The 14,571-nt window shown below is 73.3% G+C and carries 11 protein-coding genes and 2 tRNA genes; 6 read left to right on the top strand and 7 right to left on the bottom strand.

Annotated elements, in window-relative coordinates; genetic code table 11:
• The first annotated feature begins 59 nt into the window (after positions 1-59).
• Genes KDY119_RS01235 through KDY119_RS01225 form a run of 3 tightly spaced genes read left to right on the top strand, consistent with a single transcriptional unit; the run spans position 60 to position 3,321 of the window.
• Positions 60-653: a TetR/AcrR family transcriptional regulator gene (locus KDY119_RS01235; protein ID WP_153021824.1), complete on the top strand. Its 594-nt coding sequence runs from the start codon at positions 60-62 to the stop codon at positions 651-653.
• Positions 650-1,192 (top strand): hypothetical protein, encoded by a 543-nt coding sequence (locus tag KDY119_RS01230; protein WP_153021823.1) that lies wholly within the window; start codon positions 650-652, stop codon positions 1,190-1,192. The genes KDY119_RS01235 and KDY119_RS01230 overlap by 4 nt, the downstream gene beginning before the upstream one ends.
• A gap of 47 nt (positions 1,193-1,239) precedes the next feature.
• Positions 1,240-3,321: an MDR family MFS transporter gene (locus KDY119_RS01225; RefSeq protein ID WP_036954355.1), complete on the top strand. Its 2,082-nt coding sequence runs from the start codon at positions 1,240-1,242 to the stop codon at positions 3,319-3,321.
• Between the two features lie 21 nt (positions 3,322-3,342).
• Here the strand turns inward: KDY119_RS01225 and KDY119_RS01220 are convergent.
• Positions 3,343-3,431 (bottom strand) — tRNA-Ser (locus KDY119_RS01220).
• Positions 3,432-3,676: 245 nt separating this feature from the next.
• On the opposite strand from KDY119_RS01220, the gene KDY119_RS01215 reads away from it, so the two are divergent.
• Complete coding sequence (locus KDY119_RS01215) at positions 3,677-7,417, top strand: LamG-like jellyroll fold domain-containing protein (RefSeq protein WP_051136892.1); 3,741 nt, start codon at positions 3,677-3,679, stop codon at positions 7,415-7,417.
• A gap of 9 nt (positions 7,418-7,426) precedes the next feature.
• On the opposite strand, the gene KDY119_RS01210 is transcribed toward KDY119_RS01215, so the two are convergent.
• Entirely contained in the window at positions 7,427-8,080 is a 654-nt protein-coding gene (locus KDY119_RS01210; protein WP_227994462.1) for a nucleoside/nucleotide kinase family protein, read from the bottom strand.
• A 210-nt stretch (positions 8,081-8,290) separates the two neighbouring features.
• On the opposite strand from KDY119_RS01210, the gene KDY119_RS01205 reads away from it, so the two are divergent.
• Entirely contained in the window at positions 8,291-10,114 is a 1,824-nt protein-coding gene (locus KDY119_RS01205; RefSeq protein ID WP_036954354.1) for a GMC family oxidoreductase, read from the top strand.
• A 27-nt stretch (positions 10,115-10,141) separates the two neighbouring features.
• Here the strand turns inward: KDY119_RS01205 and KDY119_RS01200 are convergent, their stop codons facing one another.
• Complete coding sequence (locus tag KDY119_RS01200) at positions 10,142-11,716, bottom strand: gamma-glutamyltransferase family protein (RefSeq protein ID WP_227994461.1); 1,575 nt, start codon at positions 11,714-11,716, stop codon at positions 10,142-10,144.
• A gap of 76 nt (positions 11,717-11,792) precedes the next feature.
• On the opposite strand from KDY119_RS01200, the gene KDY119_RS01195 reads away from it, so the two are divergent.
• Positions 11,793-12,548 (top strand): SDR family NAD(P)-dependent oxidoreductase, encoded by a 756-nt coding sequence (locus KDY119_RS01195; protein ID WP_036954351.1) that lies wholly within the window; start codon positions 11,793-11,795, stop codon positions 12,546-12,548.
• Positions 12,549-12,567: 19 nt separating this feature from the next.
• Here KDY119_RS01195 and KDY119_RS01190 read toward each other — a convergent pair.
• The 4 genes from KDY119_RS01190 to KDY119_RS01175 form a co-directional block, all read right to left on the bottom strand.
• A tRNA-Ser gene (locus tag KDY119_RS01190) sits at positions 12,568-12,652 on the bottom strand.
• A gap of 168 nt (positions 12,653-12,820) precedes the next feature.
• Complete coding sequence (locus tag KDY119_RS01185; protein WP_085998078.1) at positions 12,821-13,375, bottom strand: GTP-binding protein; 555 nt, start codon at positions 13,373-13,375, stop codon at positions 12,821-12,823.
• 214 nt (positions 13,376-13,589) lie between these two features.
• Positions 13,590-14,012: a DUF742 domain-containing protein gene (locus KDY119_RS01180; RefSeq protein WP_227994460.1), complete on the bottom strand. Its 423-nt coding sequence runs from the start codon at positions 14,010-14,012 to the stop codon at positions 13,590-13,592.
• A 22-nt stretch (positions 14,013-14,034) separates the two neighbouring features.
• Positions 14,035-14,484, bottom strand: coding sequence for a roadblock/LC7 domain-containing protein (locus KDY119_RS01175; protein ID WP_036954345.1), 450 nt, complete (start codon positions 14,482-14,484; stop codon positions 14,035-14,037).
• Between the last annotated feature and the right edge of the window lie 87 nt (positions 14,485-14,571).

Raw genomic sequence — 14,571 nt, 5'->3', positions numbered from 1 at the left:
GCGGAGCAAACTTTTGAGCGACCGCTTGAAATCTCTGCCAACCGCCACCGGGAGACCCCATGACGCCGTCCGACCCGAGGACCGCGGCGACCCGCCGCGCCCTGCTGGACGCCGCCACCGACGCGCTGCGCGAGGTCGGCTACGCCGGGGCGAGCGCGCGGGAGATCGCGCGCCGAGCGGGCTGCAACCAGGCGCTCGTCTTCTACCACTTCGACTCCGTGACGGGCCTGCTGCTGGCCGCGCTCGACGACGTCAGCGAGCGCCGGCTCGCCGCCTACCAGGCGACGCTCGCCGGGGCGCGGACGCTGCGCGAGCTCGTCGACGCGGCCGAGCGGGTGCTGGCCGAGGACCTCGAGGCCGGGCACGTCGCCGTCCTCACGGAGCTGCTCGTCGCGGCGGCGTCGGTACCCGGGCTCGACGTCGAGGTCGAGGCTCGGCTCGAGCCGTGGCGCGGGCTCGCGCAGGACGCCGTCGCGCGGGTCTTCGAGCTCGTCCCGCTCGCCGGGGTGCTGCCCGTGGACGACGCCGCGCACGTCGTCGTCGCCACGCTGCTCGGGCTCGAGCTGCTCGCGGGGGTGGGCGACGGCCGCGCGACCACCGACCGCCTCTTCGACCGCGCCCGGGCCGTCGCGACGCTCCTCGAGCCGTCATGACCGCCGTCACGGTCGGTCGCGGCGACGCCTGGCTCGCGGGCGCGCTGTGGCTCGTCGCCGGAGCGGGCTTCGGGTTCGCGATCTCCGTCGTCGGGCTCGCGACGGTCCCCGCGGCGCTCGTCGTGGCCGCGCTGCTGCCGACCGTCGGCCCGCGGTGGGCACTGGCGGGCTTGACCGCCGTCGCTGCCGCGGTGGTCGCGATCGTGGGCCCTTCTGCTGCGACCGTCGGGCTCGCGGCGCTGGCGGCTGCGCTCCTGGTCGTCGCGGCGCTCGGCGGTAGCCGCCGCGCACCCGGCCACCTGGCGTTCCTGGCGCTGAGCGGCGCCGGGGCCCTGCCGCTCGTCGTCGCGTGGCTCAACCGCCACGGCCCGGGCGACACGTGCACCGCGCACGCGGGCGGACCGTGCGTCGCTGACACCGAGGAGCTGAGCCCCTGGCCGTGGCTCGTGGCGGGCGTCGTTCTCGTCGTGGCAGGCGTCGTCCTGACCACGGTCATGGCTCGACGGCGCCGGGCGGTGCCGCCCACCCGGGTCGCCTGACGTCACTTCCTCGCGCGCGCGACCGTTGCCGGGAGCACAGTGGAACGGTGAGCGCGACGCCGCAGCATGCTGGTCCAGCCGGGTCCTCCGCCGAGGCAGAGGGGCCGCCCGACCACGCGAACGCGAACGTCTGGGTCGTTTTCGGCGCGCTCATGCTCGCGATGTTCCTGGCTGCGCTCGACCAGACCATCGTGTCGACGGCGCTGCCGACGATCGTGTCGGACCTGGGCGGCCTGGAGCACCTGTCGTGGGTCGTGACGGCCTACCTGCTCGCGAGCACGGCGTCGACGCCTCTGTGGGGGAAGCTCGGCGACATGTACGGCCGGAAGGGGATCTTCCAGGCCTGCATCGTGATCTTCCTGGTGGGCTCCGCGCTGTGCGGTCTCGCCCAGAACATGCCTGAGCTCATCATGTTCCGCGCCCTCCAGGGCATCGGCGGCGGCGGGATGATGGTCCTCACCCAGGCGATCGTCGGGGACGTCGTCCCGCCGCGCGACCGTGGTCGCTACCAGGGGTTCTTCGGGGCGGTCTTCGGGGTGACGTCGGTGGGCGGCCCGCTGCTGGGCGGCCTGTTCGTCGACCACCTGAGCTGGCGGTGGGTCTTCTACATCAACCTGCCCATCGGCATCGTGGCGCTGCTGGTGATCAGCTCGGTGCTGCACCTGCCGCGCAGCCAGCAGCGCCACAAGATCGACTACCTGGGCACCGCGGTGCTCGCGGGGATCGCGACGTCGCTGGTCCTCATGACGTCGCTCGGCGGCGTGAGCTACGCGTGGGGCTCCTGGCAGACGTACGCGCTCGCGGGGATCGCCGTGGTCCTGCTGATCGCGTTCGTGCCCATCGAACGGCGCGCGGCCGAGCCGGTGATGCCGCTCAAGCTGTTCCGGCTGCCGGTGTTCAACGTGACGGCGGCCATCGGCTTCATCGTCGGCTTCGCGATGTTCGGCGCCCTGACCTTCATCCCCACGTTCCTCCAGGTGGTGCACGGGGTGTCGGCCACGACGTCGGGGGTCCGGATGCTGCCCATGGTCGTCGGGATGCTCCTGACGTCCATCGGGACCGGCCAGATCATCAGCCGCACCGGGCACTACAAGATCTACCCGATCCTCGGCACGGGCATCACGGCCGTCGCCCTGTGGCTCATGTCCCGCCTGGGCGTCGACAGCTCCGTCCTCGAGATGAGCGCCGCGTTCCTCGTCCTCGGCCTCGGGCTGGGGCTCGTCATGCAGGTGCTCGTGCTGATCGTGCAGAACGCGGTGCCTTACGAGGACCTCGGCGTCGCGACGGCGGGTGCCACGTTCTTCCGGTCGATCGGCGGGTCGTTCGGCGTCGCCATCTTCGGGAGCATCTTCTCCAACCAGCTCGCGTCGAACGTCAGGGAAGCGCTGGCGGGCAAGAACCTGCCGAGCGGCTTCGACCCGTCGACGATCCAGGGCGACCCCAAGGTCATCTCCCAGCTCCCCGCCGACGTCGGGCGGTCGATCATCGGCGCGTACTCCGACTCCATCTCGACCGTGTTCCTCTACGCGGCACCGGTCGCGGTGATCGCGTTCGTCCTGTCCTGGTTCATCAAGGAGCAGCCGCTGCGCAAGACCGTCGCGGTCACCGACATCGGCGAGGGCCTGGGCGGCTCGCCGACCGAGCGCTCGTCCCTCGAGGAGATCCAGCGGTCGCTGTCCGTGCTGAGCGGCCGCGACGCGCGCCACGACCTCTACCGTCGTCTGACCACGAAGGCCGGCGTCCAGGTGAGCCCGCTGGGGGCGTGGTGCCTGCTCAAGCTCGACCACCTCGGCCCGCTCGAGTGGAAGACGATCTCGGCCCGGACCGGCCCCGCGCTCCCGCGGATCAGCGAGACCTACGACCAGCTCCTCGAGCTCGGGTACGTGCACGACGACCCGCCGGGCACGGTGGCGCTGACGGATGCGGGACAGGCGGCCGCCGACGCGCTCGACGCCGCACGCCGCGACTCGCTCGCCGAGCTCCTCGACGGGTGGGACCCGGAGCAGCACGCGGAGCTGGCCGCGATGTTGAGCACGCTGGCGAGGGCGCTGGGCGGCAGCGACCACGAGGAACCGCGCGAGAATACGGCGAAGGCCCCGGCGAGCGATGCTCGGCCGGAGCCTTCATGACGTTCTTTGCGAACCCGTGAGCGGAGACGGAGGGATTTGAACCCTCGAACGGGTTGCCCCGTTACCACCTTAGCAGGGTGGCGCACTAGACCTGACTATGCGACGTCTCCTCGCCGATCGCGGTTCCGAACGACCCGTCGGGAGGACCCGAGGGCTGGACGGCTACGGACCAGGCGACGCCAGGTTACCCGTGCGGCACGCCCCGGAGCAAAACTCACCCCCGAGTCACCCGACGACGCGCGGCGCGTCGCGTATCAGCCGGCCCCGCACCGAGGTCGTTCCCCGCGATGCCGGACGCATCAAGCGCCCGACCCGTCAGCGGGGTACCCGACGGGCATCCCCGCGGAGGCACACCATGTCCGCGCTCATCGACTACACATTGGACCGCGCGGCGGTCCACAACCCCGACGGCTCGCGAGCCGCCACCTTCACCGGCGTCACCGTCGTCGCCGGTCCCGGGCACACCGCCCTGGGCAACCTCCCGAAGGCGCTCGACCTCGGCACCGCCGGCAAGGCGAAGGTCGACCTCGCCGGGCTCTCCCCCGACACCGCACGCTTCACGGTCCAGGTCGCCCTCAAGCTGGACGCGCTCCCCACGAGCGCCCAGACCGTCCTCGCGTCCACGCTCCTGCCCTACTCGCTCACGGTCGAACGCTCGGTCGGCACGGCCGCCGGCGCAGCCGTCGTCGGGCACGTGACCCCGGCCGCCGGGGCGAAGCACGGCGCCAGCACCACGTACGCGACGGCGATCTCGCCGGGCTCCTGGCACGTGGTCGCACTCGTCTACGACACCGACACGATCGGGGTCTTCGTCGACGGCGCGCTGCAGGCCGTGCACGCCTTCCCGCGCGGCACCGTCACGGTCGCCTCCGCGGGCGCACTGTTCCTCGGGACCGACGCTCAGGGCGGGTCCCACTTCGACGGCGCGCTCGCGGCGGTCCGCTGGTCCGACGACGTCCCCTCAGCCCTCGAGGCCCTGCTCGACGCGCACCGGACCGCACCCGAGTGGTACCTCGGCTACAAGGAGGAGTCGCTCGTCCTGGCGGGCCTCGACCTCGGCGACCCGCGCTCTCCGGTCACCTGGTCGCCGGGCATCGGCGCATCCACGCAGGCCTACCAGAACGGCCTCCTCATGTACGCCGAGGACGCGGGAGTCGCGTTCGAGATGCACGGCGCGATCTGGCAGCTCTACACCTCGCTCGCGGACCCGAACCCCCTCGGCGCGCTCGTGAGCGACGAGACGGACAGCCGCGCGTCCGGCGGGCGCAAGTCGCTGTTCACGGGCGGCGGGATCTACTGGTCGGCCGCCTCGGGGGCGTTCCCCGTCGTCGGGCACCTGTACCTGTCGTACGAGCGGCTGGACGAGGCCGCGGGCCTGGGGTTCCCCACCGCCTTCGCGGACGCCGTGCCCGGCGGCCTCGAGCAGGTGTTCCAGAACGCCCGGCTGTACCTCAAGACGGGCACGACCGTGGCGCACGAGCTGCACGGCGCGATCCTCGCCCACTTCCTCGCGACCGGTGCCACCGGGACCTGGGGCTTCCCGCTCACCGACGAGAGCGACGTCGTCCGCGACCACACGCCGATCGGCCGCTACAACGAGCTGGAGAGCTGCACGATCTACTGGTCCGGCGCGACGGGCGCGTTCGAGGTGCACGGCGACATCCGCCGCAAGTACCGCGACCTCGGCGGGCCGGGCGGCCAGCTCGGCTTCCCGACATCGGACGAGGGCGACATCCCCGGCGCACCCGCGCCCGCCCGGTACAACACCTTCCAGAACGGCAGCCTGCTGTGGTTCGGGACGTTCGACGGGATGATTGTCGCCACGTCGTTCTCGCTGTTCCTCAGCAAGGTCGACACGGTCGAGTCGGAGGGCCTGTTCATGGGCCAGAACGACGTCTACCTCAGGGCCATGGTCGCCGACGGGCCAGCGATGATCGTCAACCAGCGCTGGCCCGCCACGGGCGACTCCGACGACCACAACGTCGTCCAGCCGAACCTCCGCCTGCCCGCGCAGGGCGGCATCACGACCAACCGCGCCGACCAGGTCCTCACGGTCACCATCGACGTCTGGGACTCCGACGACGGTGCCCCGTTCGGTGGCGGCGACGACCACCTCGGCACCTGGACCACGCAGCTCACGATGGCGAACGGCTGGGGTCTGCGCGAGTCCGGCGGGGTGCTCCACTCCGGGCACTTCTCGAACATCAACGACATCGTCCTGTCCGTGCAGCCGACGCCACCGCCCGGCGGCTTCTCGGCGAACGACCACTGGTGGGCCGTCGCCAACCGCGGCACGCAGGACATCGCGTACGCCGACTACGCGGCGGCGTTCAGCGACGTCGACTCCTCCCCCGAGTGGTGGGACCTCGACGACGACCTCGACCGCCTGTTCTACGCGCTCGTCATCGACGGGCTGGCCCGCGGCGGGAACTGCTTCGGGATGAGCCTCGAGTCGATCTACGTCGACAAGAACCAGAGCGCGTTCAGCCTGCCGCTGTCGCGGTTCGGCGACTGGAACCAGCTCGTGGAGACGTTCAACACCAAGCACCAGTACCAGGTGGGCTCCGCGCCGATCTGGTGGTTCGTCGACCAGTTCCTCTCGGGCCGCACCCACGACCCGAAGACCGTCTTCCTCGAGACCCAGGCGGCCGCGGCACGCGGCGACGACCCTGTCCTCTGCATCGCGCAGAACGCTGACTTCAGCGGGGCGCCGCACTGCATCCGACCCATCGGCTGGGACACCTCGACGAGCCCGTGGACCATCACGGTCCACGACCCGAACTTCCCCAGCACGAGCCGGACCCTCCAGGTCGACCCGAACGCGAACACCTTCCACTACGCCGGCGCGGGCGCCACGTACGACGGGACGTCGTCGAGCGGCGGACGGCTGCACTACATGCCCTTCCACCTGCTCAGCTCGCGCGAGCACACGCCCGTGTGGGACGCCATCCTGCTGATCCTGGCGGGGACCGTCCTGATCCTGGGCTCCGACGCCGAGACCGTCTCCCTCACCGACCTGCAGGGCAACGACCTCGACGCGTTCGGGGCCCGGGGCCGGCAGCTCGAGACGGCCGGGGCGTCGCTGGAGGGCCTGTTCGTCGGCGTCAACGGGTACAGCGCCGGTCGCACCACGGGCGGCGGGAGGATCGCCGAGCTCCGGCCCGCGGGCGGTCCCGTCGTCAAGGACCCGGGCGACGGCCCCGTCCGCACGCCGCCCGTCCACGTCCCGCCCGTCCACACCGGGCCGGTCGTCACCGGGCCCGTCGCGACCCCGCTCGTGGGGCGACCCGTCGTCGGGGAGGTCAAGCTGCGCCGTCGGGCGAGCGTGCAGGACGTCACCCTCGGCCTGCGGCCGCCCGTCCGGGTCCCGCTCGGCTCGGTCACGCTCAAGCAGGTCGCGACCGGCGGGGTGACCCGCAGCAAGGTCGCCACGGCGCTCGCGCAGGACCCGGCCGTGAGCCGCGCCCTCGGCGACGCGACCGTCCACGAGGTGGCGGGCAACCCGAAGCTCGTCGCCCAGCTCACCCCCGCCGCGCAGGCCGCGATCGGCGCGCTCCAGCTCGCCGCGACCGCGTCCGACTACGTGCACCAGGTCAGGGCCGTGCGGGGCGGCAACCTCGACTACGCCGTCCGGCACGGCCTGTCGAAGCTGCACCTCACGGCACCGGTCGCCGCGGGCGAGACCGCGTCGCTCGCCCTGAGCGGTCTCGGGACCGCGCGGACCGTCCTCGGGGTCACCGCCCAGCACGACAAGGCGGCGAGCGTCCGGATCGACCAGAAGCTCGGCGTCACGGGCGACTCGCTCAAGCTCGTGCTCGACGGCGTCCCGCTCACCGGCGGCCAGGCCGCGCAGATCAACGCGAAGCCCGGCATCGGCGGCGTGGAGGTCGTGTCCGGCGGGGCCCACGTCGACGTGACCGTCTCCGTGGAGGCCGTCGTCGCCGGGCGGACCACGAGCCACCGGTTCAGCGTGCCGCTGCAGGACGGCGTCCGGATCGACCCGGCGTCCGTCCTGTCGGCAGGCGGGCTCGGCGTCTCACAGATCGGCCAGGTCTTCGGGCCGTCGCTCTCGAAGTCGGTCGTGCCGTCGATGTGACGACACCGCTCAGCGCCGCCCGGTGGTGCGGTCCAGCACCGCCGGGTGGCGCGCGTCGTCCACGTGCACCACGACGTCCGCCTCCTCCGCGGGCGTGACCTCGCGCTCGTAGCGGTCGTAGGCGGGCAGGGTCCAGCGCTCGTCGTCGGGGGTGCGGCGGCGCAGCGTCGCGGCCCGAGTCGCCAGGTGGACCGTGAGCTCGGCGGGGAGCCCCTGGCCGAGGAGGAGGGCGCCGTCGAGCAGGAGGACGGAGCCCGGCGGGGTGTCGCGGGCCGGCTCCCGCGTCGGCCGGTCCGTGGCGGGGTCGCGCAGGCTCGGCGTGAACCGGCCGGTCCCGCCGGGGCCGAAAGGACGCAGCACCTCGCGCTCGAGCGCGGCGGCGTCGAGCCACGCCTCGTAGAGCGCGTCCGGGTCCTCACGCCCCCGCTCCAACCGGAGCGACGCGGCGCGCAGGAAAGTCCCGGCGCTCACCCGGAACGCCTCGTGCCCAGCCGCCCGCAGCGGCTCCACCAGCGCGTCCGCCCAGGCACCCGGCTCGGTCGAGGGATGCCCGTCGACCAGGACCCTGACCCGGCGCGCGTCGGCCGCGACCCCGGTCCCGGTGAGGCCGAGGACGCGCGCCACGACGAGGGCGACGACCCCGTCCCGGCTCGTCGGCTGCACCCCCACACCCTCAGCATGCCGGGTCACCCGCGACTTCTCGCGCCACGCAACACACAGGGCCCGGCCGGCGAGTCATCGAGTGGCAGATCCCGGACATTCCCGGCGGTTCGCACGGGCACCCCGGGTCTCACACGGCCTGCGTGTTGCTCAGCGCGAGAAGTCGGCCGTGTACCTGCGACCCAGGACGCGAAACCCGTACCGTCCGACGGCATGAGCTTCGACTACGACGTGGTGGTCGTCGGTTCCGGGTTCGGCGGCAGCGTCGACGCCCTCCGGCTGACGGAGAAGGGCTACCGGGTCCTGGTGCTGGAAGCGGGCCGTCGCTTCCGGGACGAGGACTTCGCGCGCACGTCCTGGCATCTGCGCGACTTCCTGTGGGCGCCGGCGCTGGGCTGCTTCGGGATCCAGCGGATCGCCCGGCTGCGGAACGTGCTGGTCCTCGCGGGTGCGGGCGTGGGCGGCGGCTCCCTCGTGTACGCGAACACGCTGTACCGCCCGATGGACGCGTTCTACGAGGACCCGGCCTGGGGGCACCTCACGGACTGGAAGGCGGAGCTCGCGCCGTACTACGACCAGGCGTCGCGGATGCTCGGCGTGACGGATCTCCCGCACGAGTCCCCGGCGGACGGCGTGATGCGCCGGGTCGCGGACGAGATGGGGGTCGGTTCGTCGTTCCGGACCGCACCGGTGGGCGTGTTCTTCAACCCCGGGCCCGACGGCGCACCCCGCCCGGGCGAGGCGGCGGCGGACCCGTTCTTCGGAGGCGTCGGCCCGGACCGCCGCGGGTGCCTGGAGTGCGGCGAGTGCATGACGGGGTGCCGGCACGGCGCGAAGAACACGCTGGCGAAGAACTACCTGCACCTCGCGGAGCGCGCCGGAGCGGAGGTCCGCGCGCTGACCACCGTGACCGATCTCGTCCCGCTGCCGGGCGGCGGCTACGAGGTCCGGACGCGACGCACCGGTGGCGTGCGACCCCCGCGCGAGGCGACCCCCGCGGACGGCGACCCGACCGCCCCGGGCGAGGGACGTCGTCGGGCGCGGGTCACCGCGGCGCAGGTGGTGCTGGCCGCGGGCGCGCTGGGGACGCAGAAGCTGTTGCACGCGCAGCGGGACCGCGGCAACCTCCCGCGGCTCTCGCCGCGGCTGGGCGCACTGACCCGGACCAACTCGGAGGCGCTGCTCGGCGCCATCGCCGACGACGACGCCGTGGACTACTCACGCGGCGTCGCGATCACGTCGTCGTTCTACCCGGACGCGCACACGCACGTGGAGCCGGTGCGGTACGGGCGCGGGTCGAACGCGATGGGGCTGCTGCAGACCGTCCTCACCGACGGGCGCGAGGCGACCGGGCGGGCCCGGTGGCGCACGTGGCTCGCGGAGCTGTGGCGGCAGCGGCGGGACCTGCCCAAGCTCTACGACCTGCGGGGCTGGTCGCAGCGGACGGTGATCGCGCTCGTCATGCAGTCCGACGACAACTCGATCACCACGTTCACCCGGCGCGGTCTGCTGGGGCGGCGTATGACGTCGAGGCAGGGCCACGGTGCCCCGAACCCGAGCTGGATCCCGGCCGCGAACGAGGCGGTGCGGCGGATGGCGAAGGTCATGCGCGGGACGCCGGGCGGGACCATCGGCGAACCGTTCGACGTGCCGATGACGGCGCACTTCATGGGCGGTTGCGCGATCGGGGCGTCGGCCGAGGAGGGCGTCGTGGACCCGTACCTGCGGGTGTTCGGGCACGAGGGGCTGCACGTCGTGGACGGGTCGGCGATCTCCGCGAACCTCGGCGTCAACCCGTCGCTGACCATCACGGCGCAGGCCGAGCGGGCGTTCGCCCTGTGGCCGAACCGCGGCGACGACGACGTGCGCCCCGCGCTCGGGGAGCCGTACGTGGCGATGGCGCCCGTCGCGCCGCAGTCGCCGGTCGTGCCGGCGTCGGCACCGGGGGCGCTGCGGCTGCCGACGCTGCCGGTCGTCACGCTGCCGGTCGTGGAGGTCCGGCACGGCCCCGCCACCCGCTCCCCCTCGCCGAAGTAGTACGGCCGCCGTACTACTTCGGCGAGGTCAGACGCCGGAGGCCGCGCCGATCACCGCCCGCGGGTCGGCGGCACCGGCGCGCACGCCCTCGTCGGTGACCTCGATCAGGTGCGCGTGGCCGAACCCGACGCCCTCGGCCGCCTCGACGACCTCGTGCCCGCGGGCCCGGAGCCCGTCCGCCCAGGTGCTGCCGCGCTCGACCTCGACGCGCACCGCGTCCTCCCACGTGTCGAAGCCCGTGGCACCCCCGTGGAGCCGCCAGCGCGGCGACCCGATCGCTTCGCCCGCGGTCGCGTCGCCCGCGAGCAGGCGCGCGACGACCTGAAGCAGGAGCTGCGGCTGCGAGTCTACGCCCATCGTCCCGACGACGGCGCGCAGCGACCCGTCCGCCCGCGTCACCAACGCCGGGGTGAGGGTGTGCGGGGGCCGCCGCCCGGGACCGTACTCGGCGGGGTGCCCGGGCCGCAGGTTGAACCCGACGCCGCGGTTCTGCAGGTTGATGCCCGTGCTCGGCTCGAAGAGGAGGCTCCCGAAGCCGGCCGCGTTCGACTGGATGAGCGAGACCGCGAGCCCGTCCCCGTCGACGGCGCACAGGTACGTCGTGTCCCCGTCGCGCTGCTGCGGGTCGAAGTGTGGGGTCCGCCGGTCGGGGTCGATCTCGGCGCGGAGCGCGGCGGCGTCCGCGAGGGGCGCCGCACCTTCGTGCAGGACGTCGAGCCGGTCGTGCCCCGCGGCGCGCGACGCCTCGACGAGGAGGTGCGCCCACAGGGGGTCGTCGGCGTCGTCGGGTAGGGCGAGGCCGTCCGCGACCTCCGCCGCCAGGAGCAGCAGGTACCCCTGCGAGGCGGCCGGGGTGCTCCACAGCGTGTGCCCCCAGGCGGGCGCCGAGATCGGCGTGACCCAGTCCGCCTGGTGGCGCCCGAGGTCCGCGGCGTCGTACTCAGGCCGTGCCCCGTCGCGCGCGCCCACGGCGCCCAGCGCCAGCAGACCCGCGCCGAACTCGCCGCCGTAGAACGCGTCCCGTCCGTGCGCCGCGATCCCGCGCAGCGTCCGCGCCACCCCCGGCCGCCGCACGACGGCGCCCGCGTGGGTCGCGGCGAGCAGGTCACCCGCACCGTCGACGCCCTCGAGCCGGGTGGCCGGCCGGACCAGGATCGGGGACGCCGGGAACCCCTCCTCGGCGAGCCGGACGGCCGGCGCGACCAGGTCCGCGAGCTCACGCGTCCCGTAGCGGGCGTGCAGCGCGAGGATGCCGTCGACGCACCCGGGCACCGGGACCGACCGGATGTCGCCGTGGAACGGCATGGCCGTGTGCCCTTCGGCTCGGAGCCGGTCCGGGTCGGCCCCCGACCCGGCGCGACCCGACGCGTCGAGCGCTGCGGGCGCGCCGGCGCCGTCGTGCACGAGGGCGAAGAGGTCGCCACCCAGCCCGCACAGGTGCGGGGCGGTCACGGCGAGGACGGCGTGGGCGGCGATCGCGGCGTCGACGGCGTTGCCGCCGTCCGCGAGGACGTCGACCCCGGCGGCGGTGGCGAGGTGGTCGACCGTGCACACCATCCCGCGCGGGGCGTACCGGGTGGCGGTGGGGAACGCGCTGGTCACGGGACGACAGTAGCCCCGCGGCCGGCGGTTCCGAGCCTCGTGCCTGGTGCCGAGCGCCGGCGGATAGCCTGGCGCGATGCACCTGGGGGACATGTTCGGGCTGGCCGGCCGCGCGGCCCTCGTGACGGGCGGGAGCTCGGGCATCGGCCAGGCGATCGCCGGCGCGCTGGCGGCGGCCGGGGCGCACGTCGTCGTCGCGGCCCGGACGCCCACCGCGATCGACGCGACCGTGGCGGCGATCCTGGCCGACGGCGGCTCGGCGGACGGCATCGTCGCCGACCTGTCGACCCGCGATGGCGCCCACGCCCTCGCCGACGCGGTCGGGGACGTGGACGTGCTCGTGAGCTCCGCCGGGATCAACCTCCGACCACCCATGCCCGAGCTCGACGACGCCACCTGGGACGCGACGATGGCGGTCAACCTCGACGCGCCCTTCGTCCTCGGCCAACGCCTCGCGCCCGGGATGGCGCGGCGCGGGTACGGGCGGCTCATCCACATCAGCTCGCAGCAGGCCCACCGGGCGTTCGCGTCGAGCGGCGCCTACGGCGTCTCGAAGGCCGGTCTCGAGGGATTGGCGCGGTCGCAGGCCGAGGCGTGGTCCGCCCACGGCGTCACCGCCAACGTGCTCGTCCCCGGCTTCGTCCCGACGCCGCTCAACGAGCGCCTCAGCTCCGACCCCGCGACCGTCCAGGCGCTCGCGGCGCGGACGCTGGTGGGCCGTAACGGTCGTCCGGAGGACTTCGCCGGCCCCGCCGTGTTCCTCGCGAGCCCCGCGTCCGCGTACGTCACGGGTCAGTCCGTCGCCGTCGACGGCGGGTTCTCCGTGCACTGAGCACGGTGACCGCAGGAGGCGGAGGGTGAGGGATTCGAACCCCCGGTCCCTTGCGGGACAACGGTTTTCAAGACCGTCACATTAGGCCGCTCTGTCAACCCTCCTCGCGCCGGAGCGCGCGCCGCCATTCTTCCATGCGCCGGACACCGGTCCGCACCGCGCGGCAGCGAGACGGTGCACCCCCGGGTGGTCGAGCGCCGGCGCCTGTGCCGCGGACGACGACGGCCCTCACCTCCGCGCGGAGGTGAGGGCCGTCGTCGGGCAGGCCGGAGCTACTGCGCGGCGCCCTGCTGGGCGCGGAGCTGCTGCATGGCCAGCTGGACCAGCGCGACGAGCGTCTGCTTGGTCGCGGCGCGCGAGCGGGCGTCCGTGTACAGCATCGGGACGTGGCCGCCGATCTGGAGCGCCTCGCGGACGTCCTCGAGGCGGTGCTTGGCGACGCCGTCGAAGCAGTTCACGCCCACGACGAACGGGATGCCCCGCGACTCGAAGTAGTCGATCGCCGGGAAGCACTGGTCGAGACGCTCGGTGTCGACGAGCACGACAGCGCCGATCGCGCCGCGCACCAGGTCGTCCCACATGAACAGGAAGCGGTCCTGGCCCGGCGTGCCGAACAGGTAGAGCCACAGGTTGCCCGGGAGGGCGACGCGGCCGAAGTCCATCGCGACCGTGGTCGTGGTCTTGCGGTCGCTCACGCCGCCCGCGTCGTCGACACCCACCGAGTGCTCCGTCATCGCGGCCTCGGTGTTGAGGGGCTCGACGTCGGAGATCGACCCGATGAACGTCGTCTTGCCGACGGCGAAGCCGCCCGCGACGACGATCTTCACGACGGTCGGCGCTGCCCGGCCGACCTCGGCCGCAGTGCCCTGCGACCCGTCGTGGGCGACGGCAGGCTGCGACTGTGCCGACGTGCCGCCGTCGGTGGGGACCCCGCGAAGGACGGGCGGCGCGGGCTGCGTCACCACGGGCTGCGGGGCGGCCGGCGCTCCGGCCGCACCCCCGACGCCGGCGGAGGTGCGCACGGGCGCGCCCGGCGAGGACTCAGAGGGAGGAAATGCCATTGAGAACACTCTCCAGGACGCTCAGCGACAGGCCCGGGTTGTGACCGTGGCCGGTGTGCACGTTGACAGGTGTGGACGTGTGGACGGTGACGTAGCCCTCGTCGGAGAGGTCCGCGACGAGGATGCGGACGACACCGAGGGGCAGGCGCAGGAGCGCGGACAGCTCCGCGACCGAGACGTAGTTGTGGGCGGCGTGCTGGAGGATCGCACGCTTCTCGGGCGGCAGGCCGTACCCGTTGACCGCGCCCGGCATCACCTCGACGAGCGCCTCGAGCGGAAGGTCCGACGTCGCCGAGCGCACGCGTCCCCCCGTGACCGCGTACGGGCGCACCGTGGCGGCCTCGTACACCTCGCCGGGGGGTACGGGTACGGCTGGGATGCCGCCCGGGACCGTGTTCGTCACCGACCTCACCTCGTCCTGGTCGTCAGCCCTGCGACGCGCGCGTGGCGCCGTCGACGGGCAGGTTGCCCCGCATCTCAGAGATGAGCTGCGGAGTCAGCGTTGCCTCGGTACGCGAGACGAGCATCGCCATCTCGTAACCGATCAATCCGACATCACAGTTTGACTCAGCGACGACGGACAGAACAGACCCGTTCGAGATGTTCATCAGGAACAGGAAGCCGTTGTCCATCTCGATGATGGCCTGGCGCACGTTGCCGCCGCCGAGCTGGCGGGCTGCGCCGCGCGTGAGGCTCGACATGCCGGAGACGATCGCCGCGAGCTGGTCGCCGCTCGTTCGGTCCAGCTTCTCCGACATCGCCATGAGGAGACCGTCGGCGGACACGACGAGCGTGTGACGGCTCCCGGGTACCGTGCGCACGAAGTTGTCGAGGAGCCACCCGAACGTGGTTGCCTCGGTGCTGAGTGCGTTCACTCTTCCTCCAGGTCAGGTGCTGCGGGTGCAGCACGGTCTTCGTTCGTCGTTCGCCCGTCTCGCGACATCCACGGCCGGGCCGGGGCA

Origin of the sequence: Luteimicrobium xylanilyticum (genome assembly GCF_009429125.1) — a bacterium.
GTDB lineage: Bacteria > Actinomycetota > Actinomycetes > Actinomycetales > Cellulomonadaceae > Luteimicrobium > Luteimicrobium xylanilyticum.
Note: the sequence above shows the minus strand (reverse complement) of the source record. Positions and strands in the feature narration are given on the sequence as shown.

What these genes read in the sequence shown, in the direction of transcription:
- KDY119_RS01235 (WP_153021824.1), top strand. Translation starts at nt 60, where the DNA reads ATGACGCCGTCCGACCCGAGGACCGCGGCGACCCGCCGCGCCCTGCTG.
- KDY119_RS01230 (WP_153021823.1), top strand. Translation starts at nt 650, where the DNA reads ATGACCGCCGTCACGGTCGGTCGCGGCGACGCCTGGCTCGCGGGCGCG.
- KDY119_RS01215 (WP_051136892.1), top strand. Translation starts at nt 3,677, where the DNA reads ATGTCCGCGCTCATCGACTACACATTGGACCGCGCGGCGGTCCACAAC.
- KDY119_RS01205 (WP_036954354.1), top strand. Translation starts at nt 8,291, where the DNA reads ATGAGCTTCGACTACGACGTGGTGGTCGTCGGTTCCGGGTTCGGCGGC.
- KDY119_RS01195 (WP_036954351.1), top strand. Translation starts at nt 11,793, where the DNA reads ATGCACCTGGGGGACATGTTCGGGCTGGCCGGCCGCGCGGCCCTCGTG.